This is a genomic window from Allobosea sp. (genome assembly GCF_030695125.1).
GTDB lineage: Bacteria > Pseudomonadota > Alphaproteobacteria > Rhizobiales > Beijerinckiaceae > Allobosea.
Genome location: NZ_JAUYTP010000068.1, coordinates 253,385 through 268,589, shown reverse-complemented (window position 1 = coordinate 268,589; position 15,205 = coordinate 253,385). Strand labels below are relative to the sequence as shown.

The window sequence follows — 15,205 nt, the reverse complement described above, 5'->3', positions numbered from 1 at the left end:
CGATGCAGGCAGGCCGAGGGCGATGGGCGTTCCGAAGTCCTTGGAATCACAGGCCATCCGAATTGGCACGCTCCCTGCTAGCGAAACGGCGTGTTCCGTTCCTTCACCCGCCTGCCAACCGAGGACAGATCCCGATGATTACGCGCCGCACCGCCCTGGCCGCAGGCCTCGCCGCTCCCTTCGTGGCCAAGGGCAGTGCCCAGGCCCAGGCGCCGAGCCGGGCCGAAACACTGCTGCTCGTGCAGGAATACGGCCCCAACAGCCTGGACATGCAGGGCATCGGCGCCTCGCAGCCGGTCAACGGCGTCTCGCTGAACTGCTATGACCGCCTGCTGCGCTTCAAGCCGGTTCCGATCCCGGGCGGTGGCGGCAACACCATCGCGATGGGCGAGCTCGAGGGCGAGCTGGCCGAGAGCTACCAGGTCGCCTCGGACGGCATGAGCGCGACCTTCAAGCTGCGCGACGCCAAGTTCCATTCCGGCCGGCCGGTGACCGCCAAGGACGTGAAGTGGTCGATGGACCGCGCCGTCTCGATCGGCGGCTTCGCCACCACGCAGATGAACGCCGGCTCGCTGGAGAAGCCCGAGCAGTTCGTCGCCGTGGACGACAAGACCTTCCGCATCGATTTCGTCCGCAAGGACAAGATGACGCTGCCGAACCTGGCGGTCACCATTCCCTTCGTCTTCGACTCCGAGCTCGCCATCGCCAACAGCGGCGGCGATCAATGGGCGAAGGAGTATCTGAAGAACAACATCGCCGGCTCCGGCGCCTACAAGGTCGAGAGCTGGAAGCCCGGCGTCGAGACGATCTATGTCCGCAACGACGCCTGGGCCTGCGGAAAGCTGCCGCAGCTGCGCCGCATCATCGCCCGCGACATCGCCTCGCCCTCGACCCGCCGGGCGCTGATCGAGCGCGGGGATGCCGACGTGTCCTACGGGCTGCCGCCGAAGGACTTCAAGGACTTGGCTGACGGCGGCAAGATCAACGTCGTCGGCGTGCCGATCCCCAACGGCGTCTGGGGCTGCTACCTCAACACGCAGGTCGGGCCGTTCAAGGATGTGCGCCTGCGCCAGGCCGTCGCCTGGGTGATGCCCTATGAGAAGATCATGCAGGCGGCGCTGTTTGGCCGCGGCGTCTCGATGGCCGGCGGCACGACCCCTAAGGTCGCCTGGCCGCAGCCCTTCCCCTACACCACCGACGTCGCCAAGGCGAAGGCGCTGGTCGATGCGGCCGGCGGGCCGTTCTCGACGACGCTCTATTTCGACGCCGGCAATGCGACGGTGGCCGAGCCAATGGCGGTGCTGATCAAGGAATCGCTGTCGCAGATCGGCATCACGGTCGAGATCAACAAGGTTCCGGGTGCCAATTTCCGCACCGAGATCGCCAAGAAGACCAATCCGATGGTGCTCAACCGTTTCGCGGGCTGGCTCGACTATCCCGATTACTACCTGTTCTGGACGATGCACGGCAACAACTCGATCTTCAACATCGCCGCCTATCAGAACCCGGCGCTGGACAAGCTCGTCGATGCCGCCCGCTTCGCCCCCGACAAGGCTGCTTACGACGCCAACGTCATCGACTTCATCAAGCTGATCAATGCCGAGGTGCCGATGGTGCCGATCAACCAGCCGACGCATGACGTCGCGCTGCAGAAGAACATCGGTGGCTATCAGTTCCAGCCCTGCCGCGAGCCGGACTTCCGCTACCTGACCAAGGGCGTGTGAGCCGAGGAACGTCATGCTCGGGCGAAGACCCGAGCATCTCCTGCCCGAGATTCTCGGGTCTTTGCTCCGCTCCGCCCGAGAATGACGGCGAAGCTGACGCCACGTAGGAGAACCAGCCATGCTTCGCCTGATCGGCCAGCGCCTGATGACGACGATCCCCTCGGTGATCGGCGTCATCATCGTCACCTTCCTGCTGACGCGGGTGCTGCCGGGCGATACGGCGGCCTATTTCGCCGGCCCGGCCGCCTCGCCGGAGGCGATCATCGAGATCCGCAGCAAGCTCGGGCTCGACCAGCCCCTGCCGGTGCAGTTCGTCTCCTATGTCACCGCGCTGGTGAAGGGCGATCTCGGCATGTCGCTGACCACCGGGCAGCCGGTGACGGCCGATCTCGCGGCGCGGCTGCCGGCCTCGGCCGAACTGACGCTGGCGGGGCTCTTGCTGGCGATGTCGGTGGCGCTCCCGCTCGGCGTGCTCGCCGCCGTCCGCCAGGGGTCGTGGATCGACCATCTCTGCCGCATCGTGGCGACGGCGGGCGTTTCGCTGCCGGTGTTCTTCACCGGGCTGCTGCTGGTCTATGTGTTCTACTTCATCCTGGGCTGGGCGCCGGCGCCGCTGGGGCGGCTCGACGTCTTCGCCTCGGAGCCCGCCCGCATCACCGGGCTCTACCTGGTGGATTCACTGCTGGCGCGGGATGGCGCGACCTTCCGCGCCACGCTCGCCCAGATCGCGCTGCCGGCGATCACGCTGGCGATCTTCTCGCTCGCCCCGATCACGCGGATGACGAGGGCCTCGATGCTCGCCGTGCTCGGGGCCGATTTCGTGCGGACCGCGCGAGCCAGCGGGCTCTCCAGCCGCAAGGTCATCGGCACCTATGCCTTCCGCAACGCGATGCTGCCGGTCGTCACCACGCTGGGCATGGTGTTCTCCTTCCTGCTCGGCGCCAATGTGCTGGTCGAGAAGGTCTTCGCCTGGCCTGGCGTCGGCTCCTATGCGGTCGAGGCGCTGATCGCCTCCGACTATGCCCCGATCCAGGGCTTCGTCCTGACGATGGCGATCCTCTACGTCGCGCTGAACCTGATGATCGACGTGCTCTACGGCGTCATCGATCCCCGGGTCCGGCTGGAGGGCTGAGGGCATGAACGACATGACCAAGATCGATCCCACCGCCGCGCCGGCGCTGCGCTTCGAGGCGCCACCCTCGACCAGCCTGCTGGCGCATGCCCGCCACATCGTCTCCGAGAACCCGGTGACGGGGCTGGCCTTCGGGCTCTTCGCGCTGATCCTGTTTGCCGCGATCTTCGGGCCTTCGCTCGTCCCCTATGATCCGCTCGCCAGCAACACCAACTCCGCTTTGCAGGCGCCCAGCGCGCGGCACTGGTTCGGCACCGACCAGCTCGGGCGCGATATCTTCAGCCGGGTGATCGTGGCGACGCGGCTCGACTTCGCCATCGCGGTCTGTTCGGTGGCGCTCGTCTTCGCGATGGGCGGGCTGGCCGGCGTCATGGCCGGCTTCTATGGCGGCTGGGTCGACAAGGTCGTCGGGCGCCTCGCCGATACGATCATGGCCTTCCCGCTCTTCGTGCTGGCGATGGGCATCGTGGCTGCGCTCGGCAACAGCGTCACCAACATCGTCATCGCCACCGCGATCATCAATTTCCCGCTCTATGCCCGCGTCGCCCGGGCCGAGGCCAACGTGCGCCGCGAGGCCGGCTTCGTCCAGGCTGCGCGCCTCTCCGGCAATTCCGACTGGCGCCTGCTGCTGACGCAGATCGTGCCCAACATCATGCCGATCATGGCGGTGCAGATGTCGCTGACCATGGGCTACGCCATCCTGAACGCGGCGGGCCTCTCCTTCATCGGGCTCGGCGTGCGCCCGCCGACCCCGGAATGGGGGATCATGGTCGCGGAGGGGGCGAGCTTCATCGTATCGGGCGAATGGTGGATCGCCTTCTTCCCCGGACTGGCGCTGATGACGGCGGTGTTCTGCTTCAACCTGCTCGGCGACGGCGTGCGCGACCTCGTCGATCCGCAGCGGAGGAATTGAGGATGAGCGGAACCACCGCTGTCATTCCGGGGCGCGGCGAAGCCGCGAACCCGGAACCCACGGGCAGGGGCACGTTCTGTTCGATCGCTAGCGCTCACCCGGTCGTGGGTTCCGGGTTTTCGCTGCGCGAGCCCCGGAATGACAGGGGAAGCATTCGATGACGTCGCCCCCGCTCCTCGACATCAAGAACCTCACCGTCGAGTTCGCCACGCGCCGGGGCACGGTGCAGGCAGTCAAGGCGATCGATGTCAGCGTCGCCAAGGGCGAGACGGTGGCGATCGTCGGCGAATCCGGCTCCGGCAAGTCGGTGACCTCCTATGCCGTGGTGCGCATCCTGGACCGCGCCGGCAGGGTCGCGGAGGGCTCGATCTCGTTTTCCGGCGTCGACCTCGTGGCTGCCAGCGAAGCGCAGATGCGCGACCTGCGCGGGCGCGAGATCTCGATGATCTTCCAGAACCCGCGCGCGGCGCTGAACCCGATCCGCAAGGTCGGCAAGCAGATCGAGGACGTGCTGCTCGAGCATGTCCAGGCGACGCGGGCGACGGCCAGGGAAAAGGCGATCGAGGCGCTGGCCAAGGTCAGGATCGCGCGGCCGGAGGAGCGCTACGACGCCTATCCGTTCGAGCTGTCGGGCGGCATGTGCCAGCGTGTCGTGATCGCGCTCGCGCTCGCCTGCCAGCCGCAGCTGCTGATCGCCGACGAACCGACCACGGGCCTCGACGTCACCACCCAGAAGGCGGTGATGGACCTGATCGTCGAGCTCACGCGCGAGCGCGGCATGTCGACCATCCTGATCACCCATGATCTCGGGCTGGCGGCGGCCTATTGCGACAAGGTCGTGGTGATGGAGAAGGGCAACGTCGTCGAGACGGCGCAAGCCAGCGAGATCTTCCGCAATCCCCAGCACGCCTATACCCGCAAGCTGATGCAGGCGACGCCGCGCATCGGCATGAGCCTGCGCGACCTGCTGCCGGAGGCGCAGAAGGGACCGGCCGCACAGCCGGTCGCTCCCAAGGCCGCGCCGGCGCCCGATGCCGCTCCGCTGATGCGGGTCGAGAACCTGGTGAAGGAGTACCCGCGGCCGCAGGGCGGCTCGCTCTTCGCGAAGCTGATGGGCAAGGCGGAGGCGCCGAAAGCCCCGTTCCGCGCCGTCGACGGCATCAGCTTCAGCGTGGCCAAGGGCGAGACCCTCGGGCTCGTCGGCGAATCCGGTTGCGGCAAGTCGACGACCTCGATGATGATCACGAGGTTGATCGACAAGACCAGCGGCTCGATCCTGTTCGACGGCACGGATATCGGGGCGATTCCCGCCAAGCAGTTCGCGGCCTCCGCGCATCGCCGGCGCATCCAGATGGTCTTCCAGGATCCGACCGACAGCCTCAATCCGCGCTTCACGGCGGAACGCGCCATCGCCGATCCGATCCTGCGGATGGGCGGAATTTCGGGGCGCGACGCCCTGCGGGCGCGCTGCGAGGAACTGGCGCGGCTGGTCGGGCTGCCGGTCGAGCTGATCGACCGCTTCCCGCACCAGCTCTCGGGCGGGCAGAAGGCGCGTGTCGGCATCGCCCGCGCCATCGCGCTCGACCCCGATCTCGTCATCCTCGACGAGCCGACGGCAGCGCTCGACGTCTCGGTCCAGGCGGTGGTGCTCAACCTGCTGCAGGAGCTGAAGGAGCGGCTCGGGATGAGCTACCTCTTCGTCTCGCATGATCTCAACGTCGTGCGCCTGCTCTGCGACCGGGTGATCGTGATGAAGACCGGCGCCATCGTCGAGCAGGGCACGGCCGAGGAGGTGCTCGGCGACCCGAAGGCGGACTATACCAAGGAACTGCTGACGGCGATTCCCCACCCGCCGGCGTGAAACGAATGTCATTCCGGGGCGTGGCGCAGCCGCGAACCCGGAACCCACGACCGGGCTCTTACGCCTGTTGTCTCACCCGGTCGTGGGTTCCGGGTTCTTCGCTTTCGCGAAGCCCCGGAATGACAAGAGCTTGGAGAACACTATGATCCTCAACGATCCCGCCGTCGTCGCCGAAGTCGAGGCCGCCTTCATGGTCTATGAGAAGGCGCTGAACGAGAACGACGTCGCGGTGCTGGACGCCTGCTTCAAGGATGCGCCCGAGACGATCCGCTATGGCATCGGCGAAAATCTCTACGGTTTCGGCGAGATTGCGGCGTTCCGGGCGGCGCGCCCGTCCGCCGGGCTGAAGCGCACGATCGAGCGCACCGTCATCACCACCTATGGCGATGCCTTCGCCACGGCCAACACGCTGTTCCGGCGCGAGAGCATGGCGGGCAAGATCGGCCGCCAGAGCCAGACCTGGGTCAAATTCCCCGAGGGCTGGCGCGTCGTCGCCGCCCATGTCAGTGCCATCGTCGAGTAAGCGGCGGCTGCGGGAGACCGCGCACTCCCTTGCTCCTCCCGCACCACCTTCCTCCGACGGCGACAGGGTCATGCAGCCAGGTTCCGCTCCCGTCCGAACGCTAAGGCCCGCCACGGCGCCGGTGACGCGCACCGAGGCGCTGCGGCTGCAGCTCTCCGATGCGATCGTCTCCGGACAGCTCGAGCCAGGGACGCCGCTGGACGAACAGGAGATCGCGACCCGCTTTGGCGTGTCGCGCACGCCGGTGCGCGAGGCGATCCGCCAGCTCTCGGCCTCGGGGCTGGTCAGCGTCAGGCCGCATCGCGGCGCGGTGGTGGCGCTGCCGACGCCGAGCCAGCTGAACGACATGTTCGAGGCGATGGCGGAGCTGGAGGCGCTCTGCGCCGGGCTCGCCGCCCGCAACATGACCGTGCCCGAGCGGCGGGCGCTGGAAGCCCTGCACGAGGCGCTGCGTCTCCTCGTCCATGAGGGCGACCCTGCGAGCTATCACGAGAAGAACGAGGCCTTTCACGCTGCGATCTATGCCGGCTCGCATAACAGCTATCTCGCCGAACTGACCCTGATGACGCGCATCCGCGTGGCGCCGTTTCGCCGGGCGCAGTTCCGCGCCACGGGGCGTCTGGGCGGCTCCTATCGCGAGCACGACCTGATCGTGCAGGCGATCCTGCGCGGCGACCAGCCAGGCGCAAGCGAGGCGATGCGCGCCCATATCGGGATCGTCAGGGATGCGTTCAGGAGCTATGCGGAGACGCGGTGAGGGCAGGCCGCAGGCGGTTGCTAAAACGTGGCGTCATCCCGGACGTAGCGAAGTGGAACTCCGGAGGCCTCTGATGGATCCCGGGGCAAGCCCGGGATGACGGCGAGGGGCTTGCGCGGCGACCGCCAAGACAATCACCCCGCCTTCGCCTGCGCCGCCACGAAGGCCCGCCAGCCGCCATAGTCCGTCACGTCGCGGGCGCCGTCCGTGGCCATGGTCTCGCAGAGGAAGCCCTTGACGCTCGTGCCGTCGGCCAGCGCCAGCGTGCCGATGCCGAGCGGGGAGGGGATGCCGGAGACGAAGCGGCCGAAACCCTCCGCCGGCAGGGACCAGACCTCGAGTGCGATGGCGGCGCCGCCCGCCGCGACACGGATCAGCCCCGGACGGGCCGGCGGGCCGCCCGGCAGGGCGAAGAGGCGGTAGTCGGCGGTGGTGGTGGTGGCGCGCAGGAAGCTGGCGCCCCGATCGGTCAGTTCGCGGTTCAGCGGCATGCCGGAGAGATGCGCGCCGACGACGGCGATCTCGATGGCGTCGGGCGCGGCTCGAACCGGCGCGGGTGTCATGGCGGGATGAGGCAGGCCGGTCGCGCCCAGCGGCAGCCCAGCGGCGGCATGCAGCGTCTGTCCGATGCCGGCGAGCACGGCATCGTGCCCGGCCGGGGCGATCAGGGTCACGCCCGCCGCCGTGCCGTCGGCGGTCAGGCTGGCGGGGATGGCCAGCGCGCAGAGATCGAGCAGGTTGACGAAATTGGTGTAGCGCCCGAGCAGCGAATTGGCCCCGACGGGGTCGGCGGCCATCTCGGCCAGCGTTACCGGGCGCGGCGCTGTCGGCACCATCAGCGCGTCGATGCCCTTCATCGCCGCCTTGGCCACCAGCGCGAGTTCGGCGACGCGGTAACGTGCGGCGAAGGTCTCGGCCGCGTCGGGCAGGGGCCGCTCCGCGACGACCTGGCGGATCACGGGCAGGATCGCCTCGGGGTCCTTCGCCAGGAGGTCGCGGATCGTCAGATAGCGCTCGGCGACCCAGGGGCCCTCATAGAGCAGGCGGGCGGTCTCGTAGAACGGAGCCATGTCGAGCGGAACGATCTCGGCGCCGAGGGTCTTGGCGCGCTCGACCGAGGCGGCGAAGCTCGCAGCCGCCGCGGCATCGCCTGCAACGTCGAGATCCTCCGGGCGGGGCACGGCGATCCTGAGCTTTGGTGGCACCGCGCCTGGCCGGCCCAGCGGCAGGGCGCGGGACCAGGGATCGCCCGCGTCGGGGCCTGCGGCAACGGACAGAACGGCCCAGGCATCCGCGACGGTCAGGGCAAAGACGGAGACGCAGTCCAGTGTACGGCAGGCCGGCACGACGCCCGCCGTCGAAACCAGCCCGAGGCTGGGCTTGAGGCCGACGAGGTTCTGCAAGCCCGCCGGCACGCGGCCCGAGCCGGCCGTGTCGGTGCCCAGCGCCACCGGAACGATGCCGGCGGCGACCGCGCTGGCTGAGCCGGAGCTGGAGCCGCCGGGAACGAGATCGGCACGCAGGGCATTGCGCGGTACGCCATAGGGCGAGCGGGAGCCGTTCAGGCCGGTGGCGAACTGGTCGAGATTGGTCTTGCCGATGACGATGGCACCGGCCGCCCGCAGCCGCGCGACGACGGTTGCGTCGCGTTCCGGCTTATAGGCGAAGGCGGGGCAGGCGGCCGTCGTAGGCAGGCCGGCGACGTCGATGTTGTCCTTCACCGCGACGGGGATGCCCCAGAGCGCACGGCCGCGCGGTCCCTCCGCCTGCAGAGCCTCAGCCTCCGCCAGCACCTCGGCTTCGGGCCGAAGCGTGATGAAGATCGCCGCGTCGCCATGGACGCGGTGGCGGGCATAGCAGGCGGCGATGGTCTGCGGGATGGTGGCGCTGCCATCGAGATGGGTGGCGAGCAGGCTGGTCAGGGTCGTCACGGGGCTCTCTTTCGCAGCGCCTATCGATTAGGCAAAACTCAAGGAGTTGCATGCAAGGATTATGCAACGAGCGCGCTCGTCCGCTGCTTTGTCGAATGCGGCGGGCCGAGGCCGTTTCGGCTCAGATTTCGGATCGCCGGAATTTCACCGTTCCGGCAATGGGTTCGGCTGCGCTTCTCATGATCTGATTCCGCCCCTGGTGCTGACTCGCTGTCAGGCACAGGCCTTGCAAAGCCCGTTCCGCTGATCCGCGATCAGGGGGCGCTGCACCATGAGCCGCATCGAAATTCCTGCCCGGCCCCACCCGCTCGGCGTCGACATGGCGCGCACCGCGCTGATCATCATCGACATGCAGCGGGACTTCCTCGATCCCGGCGGCTTCGGCGCTGCGCTCGGCAACGACGTCTCGCTTCTGATGGCGGCGGTCGAGCCCTGCCGGGCGATCCTGGCTGCGGCGCGGGCGGCCGGTATGCTGGTGATCCACACCCGCGAGGGCCACCGGCCCGACCTCGCCGACGCGCCGCCAGCCAAGGTCCAGCGCGGCCCGGCCGAAAAGCGCATCGGCGCTAGCGGGCCGATGGGGCGCATCCTGATCCGCGGCGAGGCCGGGCACGAGATCATTCCCGCGCTGGCGCCGCTGCCCGGCGAGCCGGTGATCGACAAGCCGGGCAAGGGTGCCTTCTACCAGACCGATCTCGAGCTGATGCTGCGCAATCGCGGCATCGAGACGCTGATGGTGACCGGCGTCACCACCGAGGTCTGCGTCCACACCACGGTGCGCGAGGCGAACGACCGGGGCTATCGCTGCCTCGTGCTGGGCGATGCCTGCGCCTCCTATTTCCCGGAGTTCCACGAGGTGGGCTTACGCATGATCGCGGCCCAGGGCGGAATCTTCGGCTGGGTTTCGACGACGACGGAGGTGCTGGCCGCGCTCTCCGGGGCGACAGCCGAATCCCCGCTGCAGCAGGCCGAAGATCGATGGGAGCCGGCGGCGTGAGCGAGACCCACCCCAAGACGGCGTTCGACGCCGCGCGCCATTGCGACGCGATGGCCCCGGTGCTGGGGCTGACCATCACGGATGCGCAGCGGCCTGTGGTGCTGCAGTTCCTGACCATCGCTCATGGCATGGCCGAGATCGTCGGCGCCGCGCCGCTCGACGAGGCCTCGCTCGAACTCGCCCCGGTGTTCCGGCCGGGTGCGCCGGAGGCGACCCCGTGAGCCTTGATGTCTTCGCGCCGGCCCACCGCATCGCGGCGCAGGTCCGGGAGGGGCAGGTGACGGCCCTGGCTGTGACGGAAGCCTTCCTCGCCCGCATCGCGGCGCTCGACCCGCTCGTCAACGCCTTCACCGACGTCACCGCCGAGCGGGCGCTGGCGCAGGCGCGTGCGGTCGATGCCGCTCGCGCCACCGGTGCGCCGCTCGGGCCGCTGGCGGGCGTGCCCTTCGCGGCCAAGAATCTGTTCGACATTGAAGGCCTGCCGACCCGGGCGGGCTCAAAGATCAATCGCGAGCGGAAGCCGGCCGCGCGCGACGCGGTGCTGGTCGAGCGGCTGACGGCGGCGGGCGCCGTTCTACTCGGCGGGCTCAACATGGGCGAATACGCCTACGACTTCACCGGCGAGAACGCCCATGACGGTCCCTGCCGCAACCCGCATGACCCGGCCCGCATGGCCGGCGGTTCCTCCTCCGGCTCGGGCGCGGCGACGGCGGCGGGGTTCAGCCCGCTCTCGCTGGGCTCCGACACCAACGGCTCGATCCGCGTGCCGAGTTCGCTCTGCGGCGTCTTCGGCCTGAAGCCGAGCTATGGCCGGCTGCCGCGCACGCGCAGCTTCCCCTTCTGCGATTCGCTCGACCATCTCGGCCCCTTTGCGCGCGACGTCACCGATCTGGCGATCGCCTATGACGCGCTGCAGGGGCCGGACGCGCATGATCCGGCCTGCGCGCAGCGGCCGGTCGAGCTGGTGCTGCCATCTCTGCAGGCGGGCATCGGTGGTTTGCGGATCGCGATGGCGGGCGGGCATTTCGCGACCGAGGGCATGCCGGAGGCGGCGGCAGCCGTGGCGCGGGTGGCGCAGGCGCTGGGCGCGACGCAGCGCGTGGCGCTCGAGGGCGCGGCGATCGCCCGCGCAGCCGCCTTCCTGATCACCAACAGCGAGAGCGCGACCTTCCATCTCGACCGCCTGCGGGAGCGGGCGGATGATTTCGACCCGGAGACCCGCGACCGCTTTCTGGCCGGGGCGATGCTGCCGGCGGCCTGGTACGTTCAGGCGCAGCGGGCGCGGCGCTGGTTCCACGATGCGATGATGCGCGTCTTCGCCGACGTCGACCTGATCATCGCGCCGGCCACGCCCTGCCCGGCGCCGCTGGTCGGACAGAAGACGCTGGAGTTGCGCGGCGAGAGCGTTCCGCTGCGGCCCAATCTCGGGCTGTTCACCCAGCCGATCTCGGCCATCGGCCTCCCGGTCGCGGCGGTGCCGGTCTTCGGGGACGGCCTGCCGATCGGCGTGCAGATCATCGCCGCCCCCTGGCGCGAGGATCTCTGCCTGCGGGCGGCGTTCGCGCTCCAGCAGGAGGGTGCGTGCGAGGCGCGGGCGCCGGTGCTGGGCTAGGTCGTCATTCTCGGGCCGCGCTTGCGCGGACCCGAGAAACTCTTGCCGGAAGAGGCGTATCCTTTTGCAAGAGATGCTCGGGGCAAGCCCGAGCATGACGGGCGCCTATGCCCCGCCGATGAGAATACCGGCCGCCAGCACCAGCCCGCCGCCCAGGATGATCTGGAAGGCGGCGCGCAGAAAGGGCGTCTCCATGAAGCGGTTCTGGATCCAGACGATCGCCCAGAGTTCGACGAAAACGACGATCAGCGCCACCGTGGTCGCGGTCCAGAAATGCGGGATCAGATAGGGCAGGGCATGGCCGAGCCCGCCCAGCGTCGTCATCACGCCCGAGGCAAGGCCACGTTTCCAGGGCGCGCCGCGGCCGGAGAGCTTGCCGTCATCATGGGCGGCCTCGGTGAAGCCCATCGAGATGCCGGCGCCGACCGAGGCCGAGAGGCCGATCAGGAAGGTGGTGTGGGGGTCTTGAGTGGCGAAAGCCGTTGCGAAGATCGGGGCAAGCGTCGAGACTGAACCGTCCATCAGGCCGGCGAGGCCGGGCTGGACCCAGGTCAGCACGAACTGGCGCTTGGCGGCGTCATCCTCGCTGGTGCGGGCCTCGCCGTCGAGATGCTCGGCCGTGAGCCCCTGCGCCCTGGCTTGGTGGGCGGCCTCGGCGGCGGCCAGCGTGCCCAGAAGCTTGCGGGTCTCGACATCGGTCGAGCGACCGGCGGCGGCGACGTAGAAGTCGCTGGCCCGGCGCTCCATGTCCTCGGCCTCGGCACGGATCTGGTCAAGACCGAGGTTCTCGACCAGCCAGACCGGCTTGCGTGCATAGAAATCCGCGACGTGTTCGCGACGGATCGGCAGGACGACGTCGCCGAAACGCTGCTGATAGAGCGCGAGCAGGCGCTGGCGGTGGCCGTCCTCCTCGCTCGCCATGCCATCGAAGACGGCGGCCGAAGCCGGGTAGGCCGTCCGCAGCTTCTGCGCGTAGGTCGCGTAGATGCGGCCATCTTCCTCCTCGGAGGAAATCGCCAAAGCGAGGACCTCCTTCTCGGAGAGTTCGTCGAAGCGACGCTTGCCGCCGAAACCCGGAAGGGAAAAACGAGAGAGCATCAGGCGCCTCATAATTTAGAATAATTCTAAATTAGGCCGACCGACCCGTCGATGCAAGGGCGCAGGGCCGGCGCCGCCAGGCCTGAAACGACGATACCCGGCCGAGGGGGCCGGGTATCGATCCTGATTGCGATGGTGCGCCGTTCAGACGGTCAGCTTGCCGGCCTTGGCGGCGGCATATCGCTCGTTGACCTTGGCCCAGTTGACCACGTTCCACCAACCCTTGAGGTAGTCGGCGCGGCGGTTCTGGTACTTCAGGTAATAGGCGTGCTCCCAGACGTCGTTGCCCATGAGGACCATGTGCTTGTCCATCAGCGGGCTGTCCTGGTTGGGCTTGGCGAGGAGGGCGAGCTTACCGGCCTTGTCGACCGTGACGAAGACCCAGCCCGAGCCGAAGACGCGCAGGCCCGCCGCCTCGAAATCGGTCTTGAACTTGTCGAAGCCGCCGAGGTCCTTGGTGATCGCGGCCGCGACGTCTCCGGTCGGCGCGCCACCGGCGCCGGGCCCCATGATCTCCCAGAACATGCTGTGGTTGGCATGGCCGCCGCCGGCGTTGCGGACCGCCAGGCGCACGGCTTCCGGCAGGGCGCCGATATCGCCGAGGAGTTCGTTGATCGGCTTGGCGGCGAGGACGCCATGGTCCTTGGCGGCGTTGTTCAGCCCTGTGATGAACGCCGCATGATGGCGGGTGTAATGGATGTCCATCGTCATGGCGTCGATATGCGGCTCCAGCGCGGCCGCCTCATAGGCGCGCTTGGGCAGGGAAAAAGGCCCGGTCGGCGCGGCGGGGGCTGCCGCCTGGGCCCAGACCTTGGGCGCTGCAGACAGGGCGATGGCGGTGGCGCCGAAGCCGAGCAGCGAGCGGCGTGAGACGGAATGAGCGGTGATCATCGTGATCCTCCATGAGCGGCGCCGGATTCGGCTTTGCCCCGACGTTATGCGGGAGCCCAGACGGCGGATGCATCCATAATACGGTTTTTTACAGTCTGCGCTCGCCTCATGATCAATCTCTCGTTGCGGAGGGGGCTGTCGCTGCATGATGGCAGCGAGGCTGCGGCCCATCGCTCTTCCCGTAGCGTTAACCCGCGATTTACCGCGTTTTGCTAGGTTGACGCTGGATTGCTGAGGCCCGCCGAGGAGCCGCCGACCATGCACGCGCTTGCGCTGAACGCCCCCGAGCCGGCCTTCGACGACCTGCCGGACGAGGCTGCGGCGGCGCGGGCGGTCCGCGACATCTCGGAGCGCTTCGGGAAGCTGGGCGCCGAGATCACGGACATCTCCGGGCGGATCGGAGACGTGACCCGCAACCTCGACGGCCAGACGCATGGCCTGCACCGCGTCGTGACCGCCGTCGATCAGGTGTCGCGCGCCAATCGCTCGATTCAAAAGGCGGCGGAGGGCGCGCAGAGCACGGCCTCGGCCGTCCGCCAGGGGCTGGAGCGGGTCACGGGAGCGGTACGGCTGGGGCTCAATGCAGCGCAGTCGGACATCGAGGCGCTCTCGCTCGGTGCCCAGACGATCTCGCAGGCGCTCGCCCAGGCGGTCGCCGACGCCCACAAGGTCCGGGCGTCGAGCGACGCCATCCAGTCGATCACGCGCGAAATTCAGCTGCTGTCGGTCAATGCCGGCGTCGAAGCGGCCCGCAGCGGAACGGCGGGGCGTGGCTTCGCGGTGATCGCGGCGGCTGTGAAGCATCTCGCCGAACAGACCCGCGAGGCCACTGCGCTCAGTTCCCGGCAACTCGAGGCCCTGGTCAAGTCGGTCGATTTGCTGGCGATCAAGAGCGACGAAAATGCCCTGACGGCCAGGCGCGCTTCCGACGAGAGCCAGTCGATCGCGCAGCAGATCGGCGAACTCGATAGTTTCAGCCGCTCTGTGGTCGAGCTCATCGGCGATATCGATGCCATCTCGAACCCGACGCGCGAGAATGCCGTCGCCTTCGCCAAGGTCGGCGAGGATCTGCGCGCTCTGGTCGATGGCGTCGACCATTCGAGCGAGAACCTGGTCAAGGCCTCGCAGCGCACCGATGCGCTGGTCTCGATCAGCGAAGGCATCCTGGGCACCATCGCCGCGTCCGGTGTCCGCACCGCCCAGTCCGAACTGATCGCGACGGCGATGGAGACCGCGGCCCGGATCGGCGGCCTGTTCGAAACCGCGCTCGATCGCGGGGCTCTCACGCTCGCCGACCTGTTCGACGAAAACTACCAGCCGATCGCCGGGAGCGACCCGGTGCAGCACATGACGCGTTTCGTCGACCTGTGCGACCGGGTCCTGCCGCCGATCCAGGAGCCGCTGCTGGCGTCCAACCGACGCATCGTGTTCTGCGCGGCGGTCGATCGCAACGGCTTCCTCCCGACTCACAATGCCAAATATGCGCATCCGCAGGGTCCTGATCCCGTGTGGAACAACGCCAATTGCCGCAACCGGCGGATCTTCGACGATCGCACCGGCCTGGCGGCCGCGCGCAACCGGAAACCGTTCCTGCTGCAGACCTACCGGCGCGACATGGGCGGCGGCCAGTTTCTGGTGATGGAAGACCTGTCGGCACCGATCATGGTCAAGGGCCGGCACTGGGGCGGCTTCCGCTTCGGCCTCAATGTCTAGAACCCGGAGGCCGCCTCGTTAAGCTTTTGGTGTGACGTCTGTTCCGGTTGAGT

At 68.5% G+C, this 15,205-nt stretch carries 13 protein-coding genes; 10 read left to right on the top strand and 3 right to left on the bottom strand.

The window, feature by feature from the left end; genetic code table 11:
* Positions 1 to 134 precede the first annotated feature (134 nt).
* The 6 genes from Q8S38_RS20960 (at position 135) to Q8S38_RS20935 (ending at position 6,910) form a co-directional block, all read left to right on the top strand.
* Complete coding sequence (locus Q8S38_RS20960; RefSeq protein ID WP_305682277.1) at positions 135 to 1,724, top strand: ABC transporter substrate-binding protein; 1,590 nt, start codon at positions 135 to 137, stop codon at positions 1,722 to 1,724.
* Between the two features lie 118 nt (positions 1,725 to 1,842).
* Positions 1,843 to 2,856, top strand: a complete 1,014-nt coding sequence (locus Q8S38_RS20955; RefSeq protein WP_305682276.1) for an ABC transporter permease — start codon at positions 1,843 to 1,845, stop codon at positions 2,854 to 2,856.
* Between the two features lie 4 nt (positions 2,857 to 2,860).
* Positions 2,861 to 3,769, top strand: a complete 909-nt coding sequence (locus Q8S38_RS20950) for an ABC transporter permease (RefSeq protein WP_371125931.1) — start codon at positions 2,861 to 2,863, stop codon at positions 3,767 to 3,769.
* Positions 3,770 to 3,926: 157 nt separating this feature from the next.
* Positions 3,927 to 5,630, top strand: a complete 1,704-nt coding sequence (locus Q8S38_RS20945; RefSeq protein WP_305682275.1) for a dipeptide ABC transporter ATP-binding protein — start codon at positions 3,927 to 3,929, stop codon at positions 5,628 to 5,630.
* Positions 5,631 to 5,772: 142 nt separating this feature from the next.
* Positions 5,773 to 6,153, top strand: coding sequence for an oxalurate catabolism protein HpxZ (gene hpxZ / locus Q8S38_RS20940; protein WP_305682274.1), 381 nt, complete (start codon positions 5,773 to 5,775; stop codon positions 6,151 to 6,153).
* A gap of 70 nt (positions 6,154 to 6,223) precedes the next feature.
* Positions 6,224 to 6,910 carry a GntR family transcriptional regulator gene (locus Q8S38_RS20935; protein ID WP_305682273.1) on the top strand — a complete coding sequence of 229 codons (687 nt, stop codon included), beginning with the start codon at positions 6,224 to 6,226 and terminating at the stop codon, positions 6,908 to 6,910.
* Between the two features lie 134 nt (positions 6,911 to 7,044).
* Here the strand turns inward: Q8S38_RS20935 and atzF are convergent, their stop codons facing one another.
* Positions 7,045 to 8,841 carry an allophanate hydrolase gene (atzF, locus tag Q8S38_RS20930; protein WP_305682272.1) on the bottom strand — a complete coding sequence of 599 codons (1,797 nt, stop codon included), beginning with the start codon at positions 8,839 to 8,841 and terminating at the stop codon, positions 7,045 to 7,047.
* Between the two features lie 271 nt (positions 8,842 to 9,112).
* Here atzF and Q8S38_RS20925 point away from each other — a divergent pair, with 271 nt between their 5' ends.
* Genes Q8S38_RS20925 through Q8S38_RS20915 form a run of 3 tightly spaced genes read left to right on the top strand, consistent with a single transcriptional unit; the run spans position 9,113 to position 11,450 of the window.
* On the top strand, positions 9,113 to 9,838 hold the full coding sequence (locus Q8S38_RS20925) for a cysteine hydrolase family protein (RefSeq protein ID WP_305682271.1): 726 nt from the start codon (positions 9,113 to 9,115) through the stop codon (positions 9,836 to 9,838).
* The gene (locus tag Q8S38_RS20920) at positions 9,835 to 10,059 is read left to right on the top strand and encodes a DUF4089 domain-containing protein (protein WP_305682270.1); all 225 of its coding nucleotides are present in this window, start codon (positions 9,835 to 9,837) and stop codon (positions 10,057 to 10,059) included. Before Q8S38_RS20925 ends, Q8S38_RS20920 begins: the two co-directional genes overlap by 4 nt.
* Positions 10,056 to 11,450, top strand: a complete 1,395-nt coding sequence (locus Q8S38_RS20915) for an AtzE family amidohydrolase (RefSeq protein ID WP_305682269.1) — start codon at positions 10,056 to 10,058, stop codon at positions 11,448 to 11,450. The genes Q8S38_RS20920 and Q8S38_RS20915 overlap by 4 nt, the downstream gene beginning before the upstream one ends.
* Before the next feature lie 105 nt (positions 11,451 to 11,555).
* Here the strand turns inward: Q8S38_RS20915 and mbfA are convergent, their stop codons facing one another.
* Both mbfA and Q8S38_RS20905 read right to left on the bottom strand, forming a co-directional pair.
* Positions 11,556 to 12,548, bottom strand: coding sequence for an iron exporter MbfA (gene mbfA / locus Q8S38_RS20910; protein ID WP_305682268.1), 993 nt, complete (start codon positions 12,546 to 12,548; stop codon positions 11,556 to 11,558).
* 144 nt (positions 12,549 to 12,692) lie between these two features.
* Positions 12,693 to 13,439, bottom strand: coding sequence for a superoxide dismutase (locus Q8S38_RS20905; protein ID WP_305682267.1), 747 nt, complete (start codon positions 13,437 to 13,439; stop codon positions 12,693 to 12,695).
* A gap of 258 nt (positions 13,440 to 13,697) precedes the next feature.
* Here Q8S38_RS20905 and Q8S38_RS20900 point away from each other — a divergent pair, with 258 nt between their 5' ends.
* A complete protein-coding gene (locus tag Q8S38_RS20900) occupies positions 13,698 to 15,152 on the top strand; it encodes a methyl-accepting chemotaxis protein (RefSeq protein WP_305682266.1) in 1,455 nt (484 codons plus the stop codon).
* Positions 15,153 to 15,205: the final 53 nt, after the last annotated feature.